The organism is Pseudomonas wadenswilerensis, from assembly GCF_024749185.1.
In the GTDB taxonomy this organism is placed as follows: Bacteria; Pseudomonadota; Gammaproteobacteria; order Pseudomonadales; family Pseudomonadaceae; genus Aquipseudomonas; species Aquipseudomonas wadenswilerensis.
In genome coordinates this window covers 5,483,372-5,504,127 of record NZ_CP087191.1, presented here as the reverse complement: position 1 = coordinate 5,504,127, position 20,756 = coordinate 5,483,372, and the positions used below count along the sequence as shown (strand labels likewise).

Sequence of the window (20,756 nt, the reverse complement as noted above, 5' to 3'; positions counted from 1 at the left end):
ATATAAATGCCTCCATCATCACCGTGATGGCCTGGCCTTGTCGGCCCAGCCACCTGCCGAGGAGGAATAAATGAGCCGCACTGTCACTGTTGCCGCCACCCAGATGGCCTGCACCTGGGACCGCCAGGGCAACCTGGAAACTGCCGAGCGGCTGGTCCGCGAAGCGGCCGCCAAGGGCGCGCAGATCATCCTGATCCAGGAGCTGTTCGAAACTCCGTACTTCTGCCAGAAGCCCAATCCGGATTACCTGCAGCTGGCCACCCCGGTTGAATCCAACGCCGCCATCGCCCATTTCCAGCAGCTCGCCAAAGAGCTGCAGGTGGTGCTGCCGATCAGCTTCTACGAACTGGCCGGGCGCGCGCGATTCAACAGCATCGCGATCATCGATGCCGACGGCAGCAACCTGGGCGTGTACCGTAAAACCCACATCCCGGACGGTCCCGGCTATCACGAAAAGTACTACTTCAACCCGGGCGACACCGGCTTCAAGGTCTGGCAAACCCGTTACGCGAAAATCGGCGTAGGCATCTGCTGGGACCAGTGGTTCCCCGAGTGCGCGCGCAGCATGGCCCTGCTCGGTGCCGAGGTGCTGTTCTACCCGACGGCCATCGGCAGCGAGCCGCACGATAAAACCATTTCCTCGCGCGACCACTGGCAGCGTGTGCAGCAAGGTCATGCCGGCGCCAACCTGATGCCGCTGATCGCCAGCAACCGCATCGGTCGCGAAGAGCAGGACGGCTACGACATCACCTTCTACGGCTCCTCTTTCATTGCCAACCAGTTCGGCGAGAAGGTCCAGGCGCTGAACGAGACCGAGGAGGGTGTGCTGGTGCATACTTTCGACCTCGACAAACTTGAGCACACCCGCAGTGCCTGGGGCACTTTCCGAGACCGTCGTCCGAATCTGTACGGCCCGGTGAAGACCCTCGACGGCGCGCTGCAATCCTGATAGTTCAGCAAGGATCATCTATGAAAACGCTTACCAGTACCCCGCGCGCCGACGGCTTCCACATGCCTGCCGAATGGGCGCCACAAACCCAGGTCTGGATGGTCTGGCCCGAGCGCCCGGACAACTGGCGCCTGGGTGGCAAGCCGGTGCAGGCTGCCCACGTGACCCTGGCCAAGGCTATCGCCCGTTTCGAGCCGGTGACCGTTGCCGTCTCCGCCGCTCAATACGATAACGCCCGCGCCCGTCTGGACCTGCCGAACATTCGTGTGGTGGAAATCAGCAACGACGACGCCTGGGTTCGTGATACCGGCCCGACCTTCGTCATCAACGACAGCGGTGAAGTGCGTGGCGTCGACTGGGGCTTCAATGCCTGGGGCGGCTTCGAGGGTGGTCTGTACTCGCCATGGAACCGCGACGAGCAAGTGGCCAGCAAGGTGCTGGAGATGGAACGCTGCCAGCGCTACCACACCGAAGGCTTCGTGCTGGAAGGCGGCTCGATCCATGTCGATGGTGAAGGCACCCTGATCACCACCGAGGAATGCCTGCTCAACCACAACCGCAACCCGCACCTGAACCGTGAGCAGATCGAAGCCATTCTGGGCGATCACCTGGCAGTTGACAGCATCATCTGGCTGCCGGATGGCCTGTACAACGACGAGACCGACGGCCACGTCGACAACTTCTGCTGTTACGTTCGCCCGGGTGAAGTGTTACTGGCCTGGACCGATGATCCGCAAGACCCCAATTACGCACGCTGCCATGCCGCACTTGAGGTGCTGGAGAACAGCCGTGACGCCAAAGGCCGCGCCTTTACCGTGCACAAGATGCCGATTCCGGGGCCGTTGTTCGCCACTGAAGAAGAGTGCGCCGGGGTCGATCCGGTGGCCGGCAGCCAGGAGCGCAACCCGTCGGTGCGCCTGGCCGGCTCCTACGTCAACTTCCTGATCGTCAATGGCGGCATCATCGCGCCAAGCTTCGACGACCCGGCAGATGCTGAAGCTAGAGCGATTCTGGCGCGAGTGTTCCCTGAACACGAAGTGGTCATGATCCCCGGGCGTGAGATGCTTCTGGGGGGCGGCAACATTCATTGTCTGACCCAGCAGCAACCGGCACCAGCCAAAGGCTGAAGCGCTGGAGGAAAAGAGCCCGTCGATTGACGGGCTTTTTTTTGCGTGGACGACGATCGGCATAGCCTTCTGGCACACCTCTTGTATTTGTTTTGCATTGTATTTCAAACAGATAGGGCTGCTTAGTTCTGTCACAAAGTTTGAGTAGGTTAGCCGCTCACGGCCCTGGGAGTACGTGTCGAAATGAATGCAGCAAGTGAGCCGGCTTCGCCCCCATCAGCGGTGAATCACGAGTCCCTCCAACGCGTGGCGCAGTGGTTGAAACACAATGGAGCAAACCGGGTCAGGAAGGCCGACCAGCGACGCACGTTGCTGGCGCGTTATCCGGCAGGCCTGCTTAGCGAAGCAGAGCTGGAAGCGCTGCTGGGTGATGGCAGCCGCTAGGAGGTTCGGCAGCAGGAATGAAAAGGGCGACATTGTCTGAACAATGCCGCCCTTTTTAGTCGCTTGGCGTTTAGAAACTATAGGTGCCGGTAACGATCAGGCTGCGGGGATCACCGAACTGGATCTGCGCGGCGCTGGTGGCCGAGCTGTAGTAGGTCTTGTCGGTGATGTTGTTGAGCGCCGCACGCAAGTCCCAGTCCTTGGTGCGGAAGCCGGCCAAGGCATCCCAGCGGCCATAACCTGGTAATACCGCCGTGTTCTGGTTGTCGGCATAACGCTCGCCGACCAGGGTCAGGCCGGTTTCGCCGTACCAGCCCATTTCCGGCTTCCAGGTCACGAACAGGCTGCCGTTGCGCTTGGCGACGTTGCTCACGCGGTTGCCTTCCTGGCCGTTGTTGTCCTTGACGATGGTTGCATCCTGGATACCAATGCCGCCGCGTACGTACCAGTTGCCCACAATGTTGCCGGTGGTGGTCAGCTCGACGCCGCGGGAACGCTGCAGGCCCGAGAGCAGGGTGATGCCCGGGTTGTTCGGGTCGCTGGTGCGGCGGTTGTAGAGTTCAAGTTCGTAGACCGCCAGGGTGGTACTCAGGCGCTCATCTAGCCAGTCGCTCTTGACCCCGATTTCCTTCTGCCGGGTCTGTTCCGGACTGGTTTCGTTAGTGTTGCCGGCAGCACCCGGGGTGATGCCGATCAAGCCACCGCCGACTGGCGAGAACGTCTTGCTCCAGGACGCATAGAAGGAGTGCTCCTTCCAGGGCGAATAGACCACGCCCAGGCGCGGGCTGGTGCTGTTGCTGTCCTGCTTTTCGGAGATGCCGCGGATCTTGTTGGTGGTTTCCACTTCGAACTGGTCGAAACGGACCCCGGCCAGCACTTGCCACTGATCATTCAGGCGCAGTTGGTCCTGGAGGTACAGGCCGCGGCTGTCGACCACGGTGTGGTTATTGCTGGAGACCACCATGGTGCCGTTGTGTTGCAGGTTACGGTTGGGATTGTTCAGGTCCAGGCTCGGTACCGGGCGAGAGCCTGTGCCCGAGGTCGCTGCGGTGTAGAGGAGCGGGTCGCGGCGCTGGTTGCCGAACTCAAGGCCGGTGAGCAGGGTGTGCTGCAGGCCGAAAGTGTCGAAGTTGCCTTCCAGTTCAAGGTTGTTGAACAGGTTGCGGGTGTTCAGGTCCTGCTGCCAGCGCTGGCGGGTGACCTGTTGGGTGGTGGTGTTGTAGCTGGTCTGGTAGGTGTTGTCGAAATCGCTGTTGAGCTTGAACAGGCCCAGGGTATGGCGTACCTGCCAGTTGTCACTGAGCTGGTAGTTCAGGCGCGAGCGCAGGGACTGGGCCTTGTCGTCGATGAAGTCGCGCTGGGTATCACCGTAGGTGGTGTCGCGGCCGACATCGGCCGGGCGGCCATTGACGCTAGGGATACCGCGATCCGGGGTGCGGTTGTAACGGCTGTATTCGTACTGCACCAGCCAGTTCAACTCCGGGGTCAGCTGCCAGCTCATGGACGGCGCGAACAGCTGGCGGCTGCCATCGATGCCGTCGCGGAAGCTGTTGTTGTCCTGATTGCCCATGTTCAGGCGCAGGCTGATGTTGTCGGTTGGATCGGCGCTGAGATCGGCATACAGGCTGCGCAGGTCTTCGCTGCCACCCTGGGCCTCGATGCTGGAACGCCGGCCGGCTTCCGGCATCTTGCTCACCCGGTTGACGATCCCGCCCTGGCTGCCGCGGCCATAGAGCACCGCGGCTGGCCCCTTGAGCACTTCAACCCGCTCGATGCTGTGCAGGTCGCGCACGTACTGGCTGTCGTCACGGATCCCGTCGAGGTAGAAGTCGTTGCTGGCATCAAAGCCGCGGATACGCACGCTGTCAAAGCGCGTGTCGGCGCCGCTGCTGACGTTGGGGATGCCACTGAGTGCCTTGCCCAGGTCATTGCTGCCGTAGTCCAGGACGTTGCTGGTCTTCACCGAGTCGATGGCCTGGGGCACATAGCGGGCAGGCGTAGTGGTGCGGGTTGCAGTGTTGACCTCAGGTACCCGCGGATCATCGCGTTCGCGATCTGTCTCGGCGGTGACCGAGACCTCGGGCAGTGTGGTGGTGGCAGCAGCGACCAGGCCAGAGCTGAACAACAGCGACAGGCCCAGGGTCAGCGGAGAAAGGCGGCAGGGGGCAAGCATGGCGGATATCCGGACATTCATTGGCAGAGGAAAATTTTGCGCGAATGATAATGCTTGCCATTTACTAACGTTAATTGTTTCTTTGTTTGTCGACGAGCTGTTTGTTTCAAGATATTTCTGTCTATAAGCCTTTAGTCTGGCAGGGTTATTTGTGCTGTTTTTTGCAACAAACCTGTCGTCACGACGACGTTTTTCGCAATCTTCGCGGGCATTAACCTGACGGCATCATTTTTTGCTGTCGCGGAGACCGCTATGCCGGTGCAAACCACCCTTCACTATGTTTTCGACCCCCTGTGCGGCTGGTGCTATGGCGCCGAGCCGCTGATCAGCGCTGCCAGCGGTTTGTTGCCGGTGGTGATACACGGGGGCGGGATGATGGCGGGCGCCAATCGCCAGAAGGTGTCGGCGCAACTGCGCGACTTTGTCATGCCCCATGACCGGCGCATCGCTGAATACACGGGGCAGCCTTTTGGCCGGGACTATTTCGAAGGGTTGTTGCGTGACCACGATGCAGTGTTCGATTCGCAGCCGCCAATCGCGGCGATCCTTGCCGCAGAGCAACTGGCGGGCCGTGGCCTTGAATTGCTGGCGCGCTTGCAGCGTGCGCACTACGTAGAAGGTCGACGTATTGCCGATGATGCGGTGCTCAAGGCAATCGCCACAGAGATGGGGCTACCTGCCCAAGCTTTTGCCAGCGCATTGCAGGAAATGGACACACAAAGCCATATGCGCACCAGCCGCGCATTCATGGCCAGCGTCGGTGGGCAGGGATATCCAACCCTGGTGCTGGAGCGCGAAGGGCGGCTGCAGGTCATCGACATCGGCCCCTTCCTCGGTAAGCCTGACGCCTTTGTGCAATGGCTGGACCGGGAGTTCTACCTGAGCGCTGAGGCAAAGGTCTCTAACCTGCCGTTTTGCACCCCTGATGGCTGCGGTTCGTAACCGGAAACAGTTACTTTTCACGAATTTTTGACATGCTGATCCGCACACGGATAGGATTCGGTCAACGCCTGTAGGCCCATCGGCCAAGAGTCCAGAAAAAAAGGCCCGCTGCGAACACTCGCAGGCGGGCTTTCTATTTTCAGACCCGTGAGCGTCAACCCACGCAGGGGGCGTGGTTTTTGGCGTTTGGTCGCAGAGCGTCTTTGACTAAGTAATAAGGAAAATAAAATGTTGAAAACCAGGATCAGTCTGATCGCGCTGGGGCTTATGGCAGCGACTCAGGCTATGGCCAATGACCAGGCCGAAGCCAAGGGCTTCGTAGAAGACAGCAAAGCCAGCGTTCTGCTGCGCAACGCCTTCATCAACCGTGACAAGAAGCACCACACCAAAGACCAAAGCGAGTGGGGCCAGGCCTTCATCGGCAAGTTCTCCTCCGGCTACACCCAGGGCACCGTTGGTGTCGGTGTCGACGCTTTCGGTCTGTACGCTGTGCGTCTGGACGGTGGTAAAGGCCGCAACGGCGGTGGCGGTATCGACTTCTTCAAGCCGGCGGACGGCGACTCGCCAACCAACCAGCAGAACTCCCCGCACAATCTGGCCCGTGGTGGCGCAGCAGTTAAATTCCGCATCTCCAACACTGTACTGAAGTACGGTGACCAGATGCCGGAACTGCCAGTGCTGCAGTACGACGACGGTCGCCTGCTGCCAGAAAGCTACACCGGTACCCTGATCACCTCCAAGGAGATCAAGGGCCTGGAACTGAACGCCGGTCGTTTCACCCAGGAAGCCCGCAAGAGTGCTGAAGGCCGTGACAGCGGTGGCCTGAAGTCGATCAACGTATTCGGCGGCAGCTACAAGTTCACCGAAAACCTGTCGGCCTCCCTGTACACCTCCGATGTTGAGGATGTACTGAAGAAGCACTACCTGGGCGTGAACTACGTTCACCCTATCGCCGACGACCAGTCGCTGACCCTGGACTTCAACGGCTACAAGTCGGACATCGATAAGAAGTACGTCGCTGCCGCCGACCTGACCGGTGACTCCAACACCATCTGGAGCCTGGCGGCCACCTACGCCTTCGGCCCGCACTCGATCACCATTGCGCACCAGCGCAGCACTGGCGACACCGGCTATCAGTACGGCTTCTACCAGAACGCCGGTGGCGTGGGTGACGGTGGTTCGACCATCTACCTGGCCAACTCCTACTGGTCCGACTTCAACGCTGAAGACGAGCGTTCCTGGCAGCTGGGCTACGGCCTGGACTTCGGCGCCTTCGGCGTACCGGGCCTGACCTACAAAGTGGCCTACGTGCGTGGTGACAACATCAACACCCACGGCTTCGGCGAAGGTAAAGAGCGCGAAATCTTCAACCAGTTCAAGTACGTGGTTCAGGAAGGCCCTGCCAAGGACCTGTCCGTCAAACTGCGTAGCTCGTTCCTGCGTACTTCTGACAGCGTTCGTCAGAACGGCTACAACGACGACGGTAACGAAGTCCGCGTATTCGTCGAGTACCCGATCAGCATTCTCTGATAGCTGTTTGGCGACTCCAGCAACCCCGGCCTAGGCCGGGGTTGTTTCTTTTCGGCGTACAGCAGGCTTGATCGCCAGCACCTCGCTGCTCTGCGGCTCGAAGCTGTCGCTACGGGCCATGCGCCACATCCGTGCATAGAACTCACTGTCGATCGAGCCGCTGAGCAATTCACCGGGCTTGAGGAACACGTGCAGCTGCGAAAACAGGCGGATCTCGCTGGCGCTGATGCGTCGCACCAGGTGCTTTGGTTTGAGCTCATTGGGGTGCTCAAGGCCAGCAGCGGCAAGCATTTCGGCCAGAGCATGCAGGGTGTTGCGATGGAAGCTGAAAACTCTGTCAGCTTTATCGGGCACAACCAGGGCCCGTTGGCGCAGCGGATCCTGAGTGGCCACACCGGTCGGGCATTTGTTGGTGTGGCAGCTCTGCGACTGGATGCAGCCGATGGCGAACATGAAGCCACGGGCCGAGTTGACCCAGTCGGCGCCGATGGCCAATACGCTGGCGATGTCGAAAGCACTGACAATCTTGCCGCCCGCGCCGATACGAATCTTGTCGCGCAAGTTCAGGCCCACCAGGGTGTTGTGCACGAACATCAGGCCTTCGCGCATCGGCACGCCGATGTTGTCGCTGAACTCCCGTGGCGCGGCGCCGGTACCGCCTTCCTTGCCATCAACCACGATGAAGTCCGGGATGATACCGGTGGCCAACATGGCCTTGGCGATGCCCATGAACTCCCATGGGTGGCCAAGGCAGAACTTGAAACCCACGGGCTTGCCACCGGACAGCTCGCGCAACTGGCCAATGAACTGCAACAGTTGCACCGGGCTGCGAAAGGCACTGTGCGCCGCCGGTGAAATACAGTCTTCGCCCATCAGCACAGCACGGGTTGCGGCGATTTCGGCGCTGACCTTGTGCCCTGGCAATATTCCGCCATGACCGGGTTTGGCGCCTTGGCTGAGCTTGATCTCGATCATCTTCACCTGCGGGTCGCGGGCCTGTTCGGCGAAACGTTCAGGATCGAAGCGGCCCTCTGGCGTGCGGCAGCCAAAATAGCCGCTGCCGATTTCCCAGATCAGGTCGCCACTATGCTCACGGTGGTAAGGGCTGATGCTGCCTTCACCGGTGTCATGGGCGAAGTGGCCAAGTTTCGCGCCCTTGTTCAGCGCAGCAATGGCATTTGCACTGAGCGCACCGAAGCTCATCGCCGAGATATTGAAGATCGATGCCGAGTAAGGTTGGCGGCACTGCGGGCCGCCGATGCTGATGCGAAACGAGGCTGGGTCGGGTGTTTCTACCGGCAGCATGGAGTGGCTGATGAACTCGAAGCCTGGCCGGTAGACATCGTTGAGGGTGCCAAAGGCCTTCTCGGCGCTTTCATTCTTGGCCCGCGCGTACACCAGCGAGCGTTGGGCCCGGGAAAACGGCAGCTTGTCGTCATCGCCCTCGAGCAGGTACTGACGAATCTCCGGGCGGATGGTTTCGATCAGGTAACGGATGTTGCCGAGGATCGGGTAGTTGCGCCGTACTGCGTGGTGGCTTTGGCGCAGGTCATTGAGGCCGACCAGGCTGAGCAGCGCGCTGATCAGGGTCAAAGGCCATAACCAGGAATGGGCAGAAAGAAACGGCAGGCTGGCAAGGGTGAAAACAAGGCAGCCGAACAGGCAGGCGTAGCGGCAGGGTAGCGAAGCTTTCATGGATCTTCCGCTGATATGAGAGATCCTTCCTAGGATAGGCAAAGCGCCCCGGTAGAAAACCAGTGGTTTCGGTAAAACACTTTTATCCCCGCCGTGCTTGTCAGGCGGCCACGCTCATGCGCCGGATTCGGTTGCCTGGGCGAGTATTTGCAGAAAAGCGTCGGCTGCCCGTGAGCGTCGATGGCGATGGCTGACAGCGAGTAAACCGATGGTGGCCGCAGCTTCGCTCAAGGGGCGGTAGCACACGCCGCGCTGGTTCAAGGCACGGGCGCAGGCGGGGACCAGAGCGATGCCTTGACCGGCGGCCACCAGTGCAATGATCGACGTGATCTGGCGTCCCCTCGGCCCGCGCAGCAAGGGCAGCTCGCAATGGTGGAACAAGCGCTCAATGGCATCGTTGAGGCCGGTGCCCTGCTCGTCGCTGTACAGCACCACAGGATGCGCTTGCAGCTCGACCAGGCTGATGGTTTCGAGGGTCGCTAGCGGGTCGCCCTCGGCCAGCGCCACAAACAGTGGCTCCTGATCCAGCGGCTGGACCTGCAGCTCACTGAACTCCTGCGGTGGCAACAGACGACTAAGACCGATTTCCAGGGTGCCTTCGACGATGTTCCGCCATTGCGCACTGGAGGCTTCTTCGACCAGGGTCAGGCGAACCTGCGGATAGGCGCGGGAAAACTGCTGGATAGCCTGGGTGAAACGGTCGCTCAAGGCTACCGAGCTGGCATAACCGATGCTCAGGTGCCCGGCAGTCCCGGCAGCCAGCTTGGCGGCAAAGCTCTCGCTAAGAGTCAGTTGCTCCAGCACTCCGCGGGCGTAGGGCAGAAACTGCTGGCCTTCGCCGGTGAGGCTGACACTACGGCTGCTGCGCTCGAACAGACGAAACCCCAGCTGGCTTTCCAGCGCCGAGATCTGCCGGGTCAGTGCCGGCTGGGCCAGGTGCAGACGCTGCGCGGCGCGGCCGAAATGCAGGTCGTCGGCGACGGCAATGAAATAGCGCAGCTTTCGCACATCGAGCATGTTGCACCTTGAGGTATCAATCGGTCCGAAATCGGTATTGGCCAGCGCCAATGACCGCACCTTATAAACACTGCTCGTCACTGTAACGAGTTTTCCCATGCAATCGCGCCTGTCCGCCGCCCGCTTCGCCATGTTCCTCTGCGGATGTGCCGCGTTTCTGCCGCTTTACGCTACCCAGGGCATTCTCGCCGAGCTGGCGCAGAGTTTCGCTGTGGGCGCCCTGCACGTCAGCTGGAGCATCACCTCGACCACCCTGGCCGTGGCCCTGGTCGCACCCTTTGTCGGCGTGCTGACCCGGCGCTGGAGCCAGAAGACCGTATTGGTCGCCGCAACGCTGTTGCTCAGCCTGCCGGGCTTGATGCTGGCATCGGCCAGTGACTTGAACAGCCTGCTGTTCTGGCGCTTTGTCCAAGGCATGCTGATCCCGGTGATCTTCGCCACCAGCGTGGCTTACATCGGCGAGCGCTGGCAGGGTGCCAAAGTCACCGAAGTCACCAGCCTGTACGTCGCCGGAACCATTCTCGGCGGTTTTGCCGGGCGCTTTCTGACCGGGGTCATGACTGAATACCTGGGCTGGCGCGAAGCTTTCATCCTGCTGGCGACGTTGAACTTGCTGATCGGCCTGAGCATCCACCGGCTGCTGCCCAGCGGCGCGCGCCTGATCGAGATCACCATCGCCAACAAACGTATCAGCATGCTGCGCAATAGGCGGTTGCTGGCTGCCTATTTGGTTGGTTTTTGTGTGTTGTTTTCGCAAATTGCCACCTTCACCTATGTCGGGCTGCATCTGCTGGCCGCGCCATTCAATCTCAGCTCAGCAGCGCTGGGCTCGGTTTATGCGGTGTTTCTCCTGGCCCTGGTGGTCACGCCGATTGCCGGCAAGCTGGCCGGCGCCCGACCGCCTGCACACCTGGTGCTGGTAGCCGGCGTGCTAGGGCTGTGCGGGTCCTTGCTGACGTTGCTCAGCAGCCTCTGGTGGATCGTGCTGGGACTGGCGTTGAGTTCCACAGGGGTATTCCTCGCCCAGGCGGCCGCCAATGCTTTTGTCACCACCACCGCGAAGCACAACAAGGCCGGCGCCGTAGGCTGCTACCTGACGTTCTACTACCTGGGCGGCAGCGTCGGCGCCTTGTTACCGGCGTTGCTCTGGGAGCGCTGGGGCTGGTCAGGCTGTGTGCCTCTGATCATGGCTGCACAACTGCTGGTGATGCTGATTGCCTGGTTTGGCTGGCAGCGCACCGATGCCGCTGACACAAATACGTTCAAAAAACCGCTGACCCATCCATAACAAGGACGTGAATACTCAAATGAACACCGTGATAGCCCTGCACAGCAAACTGCTTTCAATCGTCGAGCCGGTGCTCAATGACATGCCGGCCAGCACCCTCAAGCACGCGTTGTTCGAAGCGTTCTGGGCGGTTGAGGACGAGCTGATGGAAATCGAGAAGGCTTTTTCACTGCTCACCGAGCGTAGGCATTCACCTGCGGTGCTGCGCAAGTTCTTCGCCAGTTGGTCGAAAACCAACAACTCCGCGGCCAGTGTCTCCGGGCTGGCCAACCGCCTGACCCTGCTGGCCCGTTCCGATGCAGGCTCTATGGCTGCCGACCAACTCTATCGCGCCTGCGGCAGCCTGCAACGGATTACCGACGAAGACCTTGGCGCCCTGGGCAACACTTTGCATGCCGATCTGTTCTACAACATGGCGACGCCGATCTGTGGTGATGACCAATGGATGCTCAAGGCCAACTGCCTGCCTTCTGCCCAGTCCTTCAAGGACTGGACCGACCGCCAGCGCCTGCGTGAGCGTGACTTGCTGCAAGGTCTGCTGACCACTTTGGTGCATGAGGTCTATACCCATGGCGAGGTCGAGTTCATCCACCCGATGTTCAAGGAGTGGTTCGTCCGCGATATGGGCATACCGGCAGAACGGGCTCGAGCGACGGTGGCCTGGGTCACCGTGCACACCGGTGGTACCGAGAGCAATCACTTCGCCCATGCGGTAGCGGCGGTCGAGCAGTTTGTCGAAGCCATGCAGATCAATGTCGATCAGGCGGCGGCGCGGGAGATATTCGAGCGCTACCTGCGAATGAAAGCCGGGGTGATGAAGGAGTGTGCAGAGCTGCTGCATTAACCTCCGGGCGGTTCATTTCCGTGGACATGGCACCATCATTGGCCGTGTTCGGCAGTGGTCGCCTGATCGGGCGCAGGCGCGCCCGTATACTGGCTGCGGCGAGCTGACGGCTTACTGATCCGGGGCGATGGCAAACATCAGCTGGTCGGCTTCCAGGTAGACGATCGCCTCGCGGCCAATGACGTCCACCGGGCGGGCGGCCACCGCTTCGTGTTCGGGGACGATTTTCTCCAGGCGCTTGCTCACCAGGTCGACCCGCCAGATACAGGCGAACCCACCGTTGTTGTCGAAGTACAGCACTGGCCGGGTCGGGCTCCAGGTCGGGTTGACCAGGCTCCAGCCGCCGGCATCCTTGTCCATCACCCGGTCGTAGGGGTTGCTGTCGCCGGTAAGGTGCGGGTAATAGATCAGCAGGCCGGAGTTGTCGTGGTTCAGGTCGCCACTGATCTGCGCCTTGGCAAAACGCTTGCTGTTGGACTCGGCCGCGTACAGTTGCGTTGAAGGTTGCGGCGTAGCCTTGGAGCCCAGTTTGTAGGCCATGCTTTGCTGCGCTTCGCCGCTCAGCTTCTGCCGGTAGTAGAACACCCCGTCAATGATCCCGGCATAGCGCCGGCCCTGATCGTTGGCGGTGATACTGTTCCAGCCATCAAAGCGCACATTGCGCGCGAACGGGTGCAGGCCAGGGCGAGCATCGGAGTATTCGTAGAGGGTGCCAATCGGGCGGCTGTCATAGATATTGCCGGGGTTGCTGCCTTCGTCATCCTGCTTTTCGGAAACGAACAGCACTACGTTCAGCACGCCATCGAGGGTGGCGACGTCCACCAGGTAGGCAAAACTGTCTTCGCTCATGTCGGCGACGGTGGCCAGGGGAAAGCGCTGCCACGGCTCATCCTCGACCTGGGTATAACGCTGGTCGCGGGGCAGGGGCTGCAGGCTCTTGGGATCAACCTGGGATAGTGCCGGTACTGGCGTCAGCAGCTTGATCTGCTGGTCGTAGGCGACTTCCAGGCAGGCGGCAGTCTCGCAGCGATTGCGCACCTCGCGCAGCCAGAAGTTCTCCAGCTCACGGAAAATCTTGCGGTCCTTGAGCGGCTTGTAGCGCTCGTTGAGCGTGTCGTCCTTGGCCGACAGCGACGGCGTGGTGCAGATGGCGGTTTCCAGCAGGGTACTGGCCTTGCTGCAGTCAAAGCCCGCGGCAACGGTTGCGGGGCTGTGCAGGCAGGCAGCGAACAGGGTGGCAGGAAGCAGGCGCGCGGCGGCTTTCATCGGACATCCATGTGAATTTGAGCAAGGTGCGGATGATACGTCAGCAAGGGCCATTGCGGAATCTGCCGCAGCAATGGCCAGCCTCGGGTTTCACGTGAACTGAATGAAGAAAAATCCTCCCTCGTCACCTTCCTTGCCGCGCCGCGCCTGGCGGTTCACATACAGGTAGCCGATGCCGTCCGCCAGCAGGCCTTCATGGGCAGGGCTGGCCTTGGCAATGTCGCTGTCCAGCAGTTGCATGAGGAACTGATAGCGCTGTGGTTCGTAGATCGGGTCCTGCAGCCACGAAGGGCGTCCCAGCGGCTTGCTGACTTCCAGGCCACTGTCCTCGTCGGCCAGCTCTTCGTCTTCTTCCTGCGCGCTGAGCGGTTCGAACTGAATGAAGCTGCGCTCCAGCAGCAAGGGCGGAACGGCTGGCAGCAGCTCCTGCTCGGCGAGGGTATGCAGAATGACGCGGGCATAACCATTGTCGGTCTTGTCCAGGTCATCCTGCTGGTTGACCGTGTAGTGCCGCTGTACGGCGCGGTTGAAGGCGCCGCCGTGCTGGCGGGCGGTGATGAACACGGTCAAGGCCATGCCGGCCGGTATGAAGTTGATCGGCAGGAACCGCTCGGTGATCGTGCACAGCGGAGTCATCGGTTCCTGGGTGTCGGGCGTCAATGGCCACAGGTCCAGGCGTGGCAGACGGGCGCCGCCACCGACCTGGCCGAGGCCTTGATCGTTGCTGCCAAGGAGGATTTTTTGCGAGTCCATGTTTAGTAACACCCCTTACGTTTGGCGAAGGATTCGGCATATCGCCGGGCGATGCGCAGTTGAGTCTGGGTGATTTTGCCTTTGCTGACCAACGAGTTGTGAATGGCTTGGGACATAAGGCGGATTTCCAGCTTGCCTCTTTTGAGCATCTGGTTGGGCTTGAGCCCCAATTGTCGCCGCAGGCGGTTTTCTTCAAGGTGAACGGCGTCGTGGTTCTTCGGCGAGAGCGCCATCGAAGGGTTGCCTTTGACCCGTTTGCCGGTGGCAATGCCCTTGTCTTCGAGGAACTTGTTGCGCATCAGTTCGTGGGCTTCGAGCTTGTCGCCGCGGTGTGCCTTGGCACCGTAGCCTGCGGTTTCACCCTCCTTGAGCAAGCCCCACGGGTCGATCCAGCCTAGTGGGTTTGGCGCGTACTGGTAGAGGTTGATTCCACCGGCCAGACCGATCGGGTCCGGCTGGGTGAAGCGGCCGATATCCGGGTCATAGAAACGGAACAGGTTGTAATGCAGGCCGGTTTCGCGGTCCAGGTACTGGCCCTGGAACCTGAGGTTCTGCTCCTCGATGAAATGCGCCTCACGCACTTCCTGCAGGGTATTGCCCCAGACCTGATAACGCGCCTGCCAGACAGTTTCGCCGCTGTCCTCGCTCAGTTGCCCAGGCATGCCGTTGAGATCGTTGTGGTAGTAGCGAACTTGCTGCTGCGCACCAGTGCCGTCAACCCGGGCCAGCGCTTCGTAGCTGTCCTCGACATACAGGTACAGGCTGGTCTGGCTGTGGCGGTGTTCCTGTAGCAGGCGCAGTCCGTCCCAGGCGAAGCAGGTCTGGTCGAGCAGGTTGCCCCGGTCATCGTACTCGCTCTTCTCGACACGCCGCCCCAGCGGGTCGTAGCGCATGTTCAGTACCCGCTCGCGACCGCCGTGCTGGCTGCGCACTTGCACCAGGCGGTGTTCGGCATCGTAGCTGAAGTGCTGGATGCCGCGCCGGCTGCTGCGTTTTTCAATCAGGCGGCCGAAGCCGTCGTAGCGGTAGCGTTTGTCCTGGTAGGTGAGCACGCGGTTGTGGCGCACCAGGCCCATGCCCGTCAGCGATCCGTCGAGCAGGTTGGCGGCGGCGTCGTAGGCGAAGGCTTCGCTCTGGCCCTGGCCGGCGTCCTGGCTGGCCATGATCCGCCCGCTGGCATCGTAATGCAGCAGTTGCTGGTGCTGGCTGCCGGGCTGCTGGTTGAAACGGCTGATTAGGTTGTCAGCCGGATCGAAGTCGAAGCGTTGCTGCACGGTGGCCGGCAGTTGCGGCGGCTGGAGGTTGGGGCGGCGCAGCCGTGAACGCAAACGACCGCTGCGGTCGTACTCGCTGCGGGTGTTGATACGTCCCTGGGTGCGCAGCACTTCGCGGTGCAGGCGGTCGCGCTCGAAATCGCTGATCACCTTGCCATCGAGGTTGAGCTGGTGCAGATGACCGCTGCCGTAGTACAGGCGGTTGAGCCAGCGGCCATCGGGCAGCTGGGTCTGGATCAGGTTGCCGAGTTCGTCGTAGTGATGCTGCAGCACTCCGCTGGCACTGTGTTCCTCCAGCAGTTGGCCAAGGGCGTCGTAAGCGAAGGCCAGTTGTTCGCTGTTGCCTGCCTTGTCGGTAAAACTGATTGCCGTCAGTTGATCGAGAGGATCGTAGCTGTACAGGGTTTCGCCGTCGTCGGTCTGCTTGCTGATCAAGCGTCCGACGGCATCCCGGCGTAACTGATGGATGATCGGTGCACTGCCGCCATGGGGAGCGGGGAGGTACTCCAGGCAACCGAGGTTATCCAGCGGGTCGTAGTGGTAGCGGCTGGCGCTGCCGTCCAGATCCTGCTGTTCAGTCAGGCGATCAAGCAGGTCCCAGCTGAACCTGTAGCTCTCGCCATTTTCGTTGCTCAGCGCTTGCAGGCGACCATAGGCATCGTAACTGAACTGTACCAGTCGACCATGCGGGTCGATACGCTGATGCACCTGGCCGCGACGGTTGTAGCGGTAGTGGGTGGAGTGCCCGGCGGGGTCGGTATAGCTGTTGAGCTGGCCGTTGCGATCAAGCTGATAGTGCTCACTGCGCCCATCGGGCAATTGCGAGCCGAGCAATCGGCCCTGGGCATCGTACTGGTACTCGGTACGTTCGCCGAGGGCATCGGTGACAGCCTGCAGATGCCCGCGCCGGTCATAGCTGAAGCGGGTCGGATACCCTGAGCAATCGACCTGCTCAATCAGCAGGCCCAATTCGTTCCAGCGCAGGTGCTTGTGCTTGCCCGCCGCATCGATGATCTCCACCACCTGGCCGCGTTCGTCATGGCGGTAGCGGGTGGTGTGGCCCAGCGGGTCGGTTTCGCTGCTGCAGTTGCCGCGCTGGTCGTAGCGATAGCTCCAGCGCTTGCCGGCCTTGTCGGTCTGTACCCGGGGCAGCGACCAGTGTTCCAGCCACTGGGTCGCCTCGCTGCGGCCCAGTGGGTCGATGCTTTCGCAGAGGTTGCCGGATTCATCGTACAGATACTGCCATTGCCCGCCCTGCGGGTCGGTGGCGGCCAGCAGCTGGCGTTCGTCGTTCCACTCGAAATGCCAGGTGTGGCCGAGGGCGTCGGTGTACTGGGTGATCTGGTACTGCGGGTTCCAGTGGCGGCTGCTGACCCGCTGCAGGCCGTCGGTGACCCGGGTGATGCCGGCTTCGAGGTCGTAGTCGAAGCGGTATTCGTCGCCGTCGTCGGTCCAGTGTCGGGTCACGCGCCAGTCGTCTGCAGCACGAGTCCATTCGTAGAAGCAGCGCAGGCCGCTGGGCAACTGGTGCTCGACCATGCGCCGGCCCTGGTCATAGGCGAAGCGTCGTTGCACCTGGCCGCTGGCGTCGCGCACTTCCGCCAGGTCGCCGTTGCCGTCGTAGGCATAGCTGACCAGCAGTTCGCTCGACTCGTCGCGGTACCATCGCTCGATATGGCTGACCCGTGCCGGCCACTGGGCGCTGTAAACCAGCTGCACCTGGACCTCATCGAAAGTGTCACGCAAGCGTAGTAATCGTCCGCTGGTGTCGTAGTCCAGGTAGATGCGGTTGTCGTTGCGGTCACCCAGTTGCGCCAGGCGCAGGCGTTGCGGGTTACCCGGGGTTGGCTGGAACAGGCGATAGAGGCCGTCGACGCTTTCGATCAGCAACTCGCCATTGTGCGCGTGCCGCACGCTGAGGCCTTCGCCGGCGCTGAACACGGCATCACCACGAGGGATATGGCCCATGTCGACGACCCGTGCCTGTTCGTCGGTGAACAGCAGGCGCTCGCCGCCTTCAGGGTGCGCTTCGATGGCGACGAAGACTTCGTAGTCGACGCTCCAGCCAGCGCCAAACAGGCCGTCGCGGCGTTCATCCCGGCTGTTGTAGTAGCGCTGCCAGTCCAGCGGGATCAGTCCGGGCAGGCTGAAATCGAGTTCGGCTTCGCCGCTCAACAGCTTGGCGCCTGTGGGGCTGTGGACCGGGTTGGGGGAGCCGGCGATGGCGCTGGTGATCGCGCCGGTCACCTGGCTGGTGACGGCGCTGCTGATGCCGCCAATCGCCATGCAGCCGAACTTGCTGTAGAACTTGCCGCCGCGCCCGCGCAGCATCATCAAGGCGGTAATCGCCAGGCCGATGCCCGGGGTCTTGCCGCTGCGAATCTCACGGACCACGATCGAGCCGCCGCCGATGCGCACGTTATCGGAGATCAGCCCGGCGTCGACGATCACCGCCTCGCAGGTGCTGCGATCGCCGCTGCGACAGGCCGGGTGGCCGTTGATGGTGACCTTGCTCGAGCCTTCGGCCAGGTACTGCGGCGGCATCGGCGGGTGCTTGCTGCAGAGGATCTTGTCGTCGTCGGCAGGCTCGGTGTTCGGCGCCGGGCTGGCGACCGTAGGCCGCCACATCTGCGAAAAAAAGCCCTTGGCCATGTCGAGGAAGCTTTCTTCCTCCTCCTCGGCCGGCGGCTGAGCCGCGTCGCTGCCGGCGGGCGCAGCGGCGGCAACGATGACGCCTGCAGCGCGTGCGGCCGGTTTGCCATTGGTGTGGGTATTCTTCGAGCCGGTGAGGATGTTGGCCTGCACCGAGGGCGGGAACAAAAAGTTGCCGATGCCCTCGCATAAACTGCTTAAGCCCTTGTCGGCCCCGGTCTTGCTCATGGCCACGCCGACCACAATGCCCACCACTGCACCCAGCACGAAGCAGCCCAGGCCGCCGGTAGCCACGGTAAGGCCCAGCGCCGCGGTCACCGCCGCGGTGGCCAGCATGCCGATGGCGACGTTGGCGGCGACTTCCAGCACGCCGCTGACGATGTCGGCCATCATCGAGGTGTGCATCAGCGCGTCGCCCTGACGAGCGGCCCAAAGAGCGTCAGACATGCAGGGTGCTCATCAGGTCAGGGCGTCGAAGTTCAATGATTGCTTGATCGCCGCCCAGTGCGCCGCCTCGGCATCGCCCAGCGGTTGGGCCTTGACGTAGCTCAGGGCGAACATCTTGCGAGTGCCCGGTAGCACCAGGGCGAGCTGGTACTGATAGACCTTTTCGTTGCCCTTGCTGAACTGGCTGCGCAGCTCGATGCCGTCCACCGACTGCTCGGCGCCCAGGCGCACGGCCTGGCCAGGTTGAAAACGCAGGTCCTTGACCTGTTGTTGCAGACGTTCAAGCTGACCGTCGAAGTTGCTTTGCAGGGTTTCGCCGTCGGCCAGCAGGCTGCGGCTGACGATCAAAGATGTGCCGAGCTTGGCAAAGCGCAGGATATTGATGGTGGTGTCCTGCACCTCGACATCGGGCAGGGCAAACTGGAATTCGTTGAGACGATAAGTCATGACGCAGGAATCTCTTTATTGGCTGGCTTTGGGCTTGGGGAAGATCGCTTCCACGGCGCCATCGATGGTGCCTTTGACGCCTTGCCCGTCCGGAGTGGCGCCGGGGGCGCCGCCGATGTTCAGGTCCAGGGTGCCGCCGGTGTTGAACTGGGCATTGCCTTCGGCGTTGAGGTTGAACTGCACGCCGGTGAGGTTGATCTGGCCGCTGGCGTTGAGCTCGAGCACACTCTTGCCACACACCAGGCGCAGGTTCTCGCCGACCTCGATCAGGTAGCTGCGGCTGATGCTGTCGGTCTTGGTCGAGCCCACCAGCAGGATGTCGTCGCGCTTGACCGCGCGAATACGGTCTTCGCCGATGGTCGCCACTTCGCTGAAGTCCACCACCTTGTTGCGGTTGTGGCCCACCCAATGGCTCTCGTCGTTCTCGACTTCGATGTCCTGGTTGCGCTCGGCATGGATGTACAGCTGCTCGGCGCCCTTCTTGTCCTCCATGCGGATTTCGTTGAAGTTCGCTGGCGTGCCACCTTTGCTCGAACGGCTTTTCATCCCGCTCTGAGTGGCATTGGCCGGCAGGTCGTAGGGCACGGTCTGCTCGGCGTTGTACACCCGGCCAGTGATGATCGGCCGGTCCGGATCACCTTCAAGAAAGCTGACGATCACTTCCTGGCCGATCCGCGGGATCTGCATCGAGCCCCAGTTCTTGCCGGCCCAGGCCTGGGACACGCGGATCCAGCACGAGCTGTTCTCGTTGGACTGGTCATGGCGGTCCCAGTAGAAGTGCACCTTGACCCGGCCATACTGGTCGGTCCAGATCTCTTCACCGGCCGGACCGACCACGATGGCGGTCTGCGGTCCCTTGACCTGCGGGCGCAGGGTGCTGGCCAGGGGGCGGAAGCTCTGCTGCGCATCGATGCAGCTGAGGTTGCTTTCGAACTGTGCGTTGCCGCCACCGGCACCAGTTTCCAGGCGCTCCTGGACGACGTAGTAGCGGGCGCCGACGATCAGGTATTCGCGGTTCTGGTCCTGGCGGCTGAACCCGCTCATGCTGAACAGGTTGCCCGCTGCCAGGCCCCGGGCGTTGCCGCGCAGCTCGATGCGCTCGTGCAGGCTTTGCAAGGCCTCGATGCGGGTACGGGCGTAATGCTCGCCGTCCTCGCTCTGCACGTAGGTGCCGGGGTAGTCGTATAGCGGGTAATCGCCAGCGGTGTGCGGACGCGGCATTTCCGAGCGCACGTCGATGCGTGCGCTGGGGCGCTGGAAGTCATAGTCGTTGAGCTCCAGCGAGCCGGATTGCACCTCCTGGGCCAGATGCCAGTCGTTGAGGTGGTCGCGCTCGCGATGCTGGCCATCAGGTGGAAAGTACGGCACCGATTCGTAGCCCGGCACTACCTGATGGGCGCCATAGGCATCGGCCAGCACCAGCACGTGACGGTCCTTTTCGTGGCGGAAGTAGTAGTAGATACCTTCCTGTTCCATCAACCGGCTGACAAAGTCGAAGCTGGTCTCACGGTACTGCACGCAGTATTCCCACTCACGGTAGGGGCGGCTGAGACTGTCTTCGAAGTCGGAAAAACCCAGGTCGCGAAACACCTGCTTGATAATCTGCGGGATGGTCTGGTTCTGGAAGATGCGGCAATCGGAGGTCTTGCTCAGCAGCCACAGCCACGGCCGCAGGGTCACCCGGTAACTGGCGAACTGGCCGCGGTCGATGCTCTGGCTGCAGCGCGACACGATGCCGTGAAAATACCGCGAGCGGCCCAGGTCCAGTTGCAGGCTCAAGCTCATGGGCTTGCCCAGCAACTGGTTGAGGTCGATGGACGAGTTGTCCGAGGTCAGCTGCAACTCGTAGTCGAACAGCCGCCCCAGCTCTTCGCCGCCACCCATTTCCGCCAGGATCAGGGCATCCGGGCCCAGCGGGCTGTTGATCTGCGCCAGTCGGGTGAATTGCTTGAATAGCATCGTTTATCT

15 protein-coding genes are annotated in these 20,756 nt (G+C 61.6%); 7 read left to right on the top strand and 8 right to left on the bottom strand.

What is annotated here, in order from left to right:
- Window positions 1-70 precede the first annotated feature (70 nt).
- From aguB to LOY45_RS25295, 3 genes are all read left to right on the top strand, one after another.
- The gene (aguB, locus tag LOY45_RS25305; protein WP_115084862.1) at window positions 71-949 is read left to right on the top strand and encodes an N-carbamoylputrescine amidase; all 879 of its coding nucleotides are present in this window, start codon (window positions 71-73) and stop codon (window positions 947-949) included.
- 20 nt (window positions 950-969) lie between these two features.
- Window positions 970-2,076: an agmatine deiminase gene (gene aguA / locus LOY45_RS25300; RefSeq protein WP_115084863.1), complete on the top strand. Its 1,107-nt coding sequence runs from the start codon at window positions 970-972 to the stop codon at window positions 2,074-2,076.
- Window positions 2,077-2,259: 183 nt separating this feature from the next.
- Window positions 2,260-2,460 (top strand): hypothetical protein, encoded by a 201-nt coding sequence (locus LOY45_RS25295; RefSeq protein ID WP_115084864.1) that lies wholly within the window; start codon window positions 2,260-2,262, stop codon window positions 2,458-2,460.
- A gap of 70 nt (window positions 2,461-2,530) precedes the next feature.
- Here LOY45_RS25295 and LOY45_RS25290 read toward each other — a convergent pair whose 3' ends face one another.
- A complete protein-coding gene (locus tag LOY45_RS25290) occupies window positions 2,531-4,633 on the bottom strand; it encodes a TonB-dependent receptor (RefSeq protein ID WP_115084865.1) in 2,103 nt (700 codons plus the stop codon).
- A 252-nt stretch (window positions 4,634-4,885) separates the two neighbouring features.
- Between LOY45_RS25290 and LOY45_RS25285 the strand changes: the two genes are divergently transcribed.
- The gene (locus LOY45_RS25285; RefSeq protein ID WP_258578540.1) at window positions 4,886-5,575 is read left to right on the top strand and encodes a DsbA family protein; all 690 of its coding nucleotides are present in this window, start codon (window positions 4,886-4,888) and stop codon (window positions 5,573-5,575) included.
- A 228-nt stretch (window positions 5,576-5,803) separates the two neighbouring features.
- On the top strand, window positions 5,804-7,105 hold the full coding sequence (locus tag LOY45_RS25280; RefSeq protein ID WP_010221262.1) for an OprD family porin: 1,302 nt from the start codon (window positions 5,804-5,806) through the stop codon (window positions 7,103-7,105).
- Window positions 7,106-7,135: 30 nt separating this feature from the next.
- On the opposite strand, the gene LOY45_RS25275 is transcribed toward LOY45_RS25280, so the two are convergent.
- A complete protein-coding gene (locus LOY45_RS25275) occupies window positions 7,136-8,800 on the bottom strand; it encodes an FMN-binding glutamate synthase family protein (protein WP_258578538.1) in 1,665 nt (554 codons plus the stop codon).
- Between the two features lie 114 nt (window positions 8,801-8,914).
- Complete coding sequence (locus LOY45_RS25270) at window positions 8,915-9,817, bottom strand: LysR family transcriptional regulator (RefSeq protein ID WP_258578537.1); 903 nt, start codon at window positions 9,815-9,817, stop codon at window positions 8,915-8,917.
- A 97-nt stretch (window positions 9,818-9,914) separates the two neighbouring features.
- Here LOY45_RS25270 and LOY45_RS25265 point away from each other — a divergent pair, with 97 nt between their 5' ends.
- The gene (locus LOY45_RS25265) at window positions 9,915-11,105 is read left to right on the top strand and encodes an MFS transporter (RefSeq protein WP_258578536.1); all 1,191 of its coding nucleotides are present in this window, start codon (window positions 9,915-9,917) and stop codon (window positions 11,103-11,105) included.
- A gap of 19 nt (window positions 11,106-11,124) precedes the next feature.
- On the top strand, window positions 11,125-11,949 hold the full coding sequence (locus LOY45_RS25260) for a hypothetical protein (protein ID WP_115084870.1): 825 nt from the start codon (window positions 11,125-11,127) through the stop codon (window positions 11,947-11,949).
- 111 nt (window positions 11,950-12,060) lie between these two features.
- Here the strand turns inward: LOY45_RS25260 and LOY45_RS25255 are convergent, their stop codons facing one another.
- The 5 genes from LOY45_RS25255 to LOY45_RS25235 all read right to left on the bottom strand — a co-directional run bounded on the left by LOY45_RS25255 (window position 12,061) and on the right by LOY45_RS25235 (window position 20,747).
- Window positions 12,061-13,215, bottom strand: a complete 1,155-nt coding sequence (locus LOY45_RS25255) for a lysozyme inhibitor LprI family protein (protein ID WP_258578535.1) — start codon at window positions 13,213-13,215, stop codon at window positions 12,061-12,063.
- A gap of 90 nt (window positions 13,216-13,305) precedes the next feature.
- On the bottom strand, window positions 13,306-13,968 hold the full coding sequence (locus LOY45_RS25250) for a hypothetical protein (RefSeq protein ID WP_258578534.1): 663 nt from the start codon (window positions 13,966-13,968) through the stop codon (window positions 13,306-13,308).
- Between the two features lie 2 nt (window positions 13,969-13,970).
- Window positions 13,971-18,341 carry an RHS repeat-associated core domain-containing protein gene (locus tag LOY45_RS25245; protein ID WP_258578533.1) on the bottom strand — a complete coding sequence of 1,457 codons (4,371 nt, stop codon included), beginning with the start codon at window positions 18,339-18,341 and terminating at the stop codon, window positions 13,971-13,973.
- A gap of 12 nt (window positions 18,342-18,353) precedes the next feature.
- Window positions 18,354-18,788: a DcrB-related protein gene (locus tag LOY45_RS25240; RefSeq protein ID WP_115084873.1), complete on the bottom strand. Its 435-nt coding sequence runs from the start codon at window positions 18,786-18,788 to the stop codon at window positions 18,354-18,356.
- A 15-nt stretch (window positions 18,789-18,803) separates the two neighbouring features.
- The gene (locus LOY45_RS25235) at window positions 18,804-20,747 is read right to left on the bottom strand and encodes a type VI secretion system Vgr family protein (RefSeq protein ID WP_115084874.1); all 1,944 of its coding nucleotides are present in this window, start codon (window positions 20,745-20,747) and stop codon (window positions 18,804-18,806) included.
- Window positions 20,748-20,756 lie beyond the last annotated feature (9 nt).

What these genes read in the sequence shown, in the direction of transcription:
- aguB (WP_115084862.1), top strand. Translation starts at nt 71, where the DNA reads ATGAGCCGCACTGTCACTGTTGCCGCCACCCAGATGGCCTGCACCTGG.
- aguA (WP_115084863.1), top strand. Translation starts at nt 970, where the DNA reads ATGAAAACGCTTACCAGTACCCCGCGCGCCGACGGCTTCCACATGCCT.
- LOY45_RS25295 (WP_115084864.1), top strand. Translation starts at nt 2,260, where the DNA reads ATGAATGCAGCAAGTGAGCCGGCTTCGCCCCCATCAGCGGTGAATCAC.
- LOY45_RS25290 (WP_115084865.1), bottom strand. Translation starts at nt 4,633, where the DNA reads ATGCTTGCCCCCTGCCGCCTTTCTCCGCTGACCCTGGGCCTGTCGCTG.
- LOY45_RS25285 (WP_258578540.1), top strand. Translation starts at nt 4,886, where the DNA reads ATGCCGGTGCAAACCACCCTTCACTATGTTTTCGACCCCCTGTGCGGC.
- LOY45_RS25280 (WP_010221262.1), top strand. Translation starts at nt 5,804, where the DNA reads ATGTTGAAAACCAGGATCAGTCTGATCGCGCTGGGGCTTATGGCAGCG.
- LOY45_RS25275 (WP_258578538.1), bottom strand. Translation starts at nt 8,800, where the DNA reads ATGAAAGCTTCGCTACCCTGCCGCTACGCCTGCCTGTTCGGCTGCCTT.
- LOY45_RS25270 (WP_258578537.1), bottom strand. Translation starts at nt 9,817, where the DNA reads ATGCTCGATGTGCGAAAGCTGCGCTATTTCATTGCCGTCGCCGACGAC.
- LOY45_RS25265 (WP_258578536.1), top strand. Translation starts at nt 9,915, where the DNA reads ATGCAATCGCGCCTGTCCGCCGCCCGCTTCGCCATGTTCCTCTGCGGA.
- LOY45_RS25260 (WP_115084870.1), top strand. Translation starts at nt 11,125, where the DNA reads ATGAACACCGTGATAGCCCTGCACAGCAAACTGCTTTCAATCGTCGAG.
- LOY45_RS25255 (WP_258578535.1), bottom strand. Translation starts at nt 13,215, where the DNA reads ATGAAAGCCGCCGCGCGCCTGCTTCCTGCCACCCTGTTCGCTGCCTGC.
- LOY45_RS25250 (WP_258578534.1), bottom strand. Translation starts at nt 13,968, where the DNA reads ATGGACTCGCAAAAAATCCTCCTTGGCAGCAACGATCAAGGCCTCGGC.
- LOY45_RS25245 (WP_258578533.1), bottom strand. Translation starts at nt 18,341, where the DNA reads ATGTCTGACGCTCTTTGGGCCGCTCGTCAGGGCGACGCGCTGATGCAC.
- LOY45_RS25240 (WP_115084873.1), bottom strand. Translation starts at nt 18,788, where the DNA reads ATGACTTATCGTCTCAACGAATTCCAGTTTGCCCTGCCCGATGTCGAG.
- LOY45_RS25235 (WP_115084874.1), bottom strand. Translation starts at nt 20,747, where the DNA reads ATGCTATTCAAGCAATTCACCCGACTGGCGCAGATCAACAGCCCGCTG.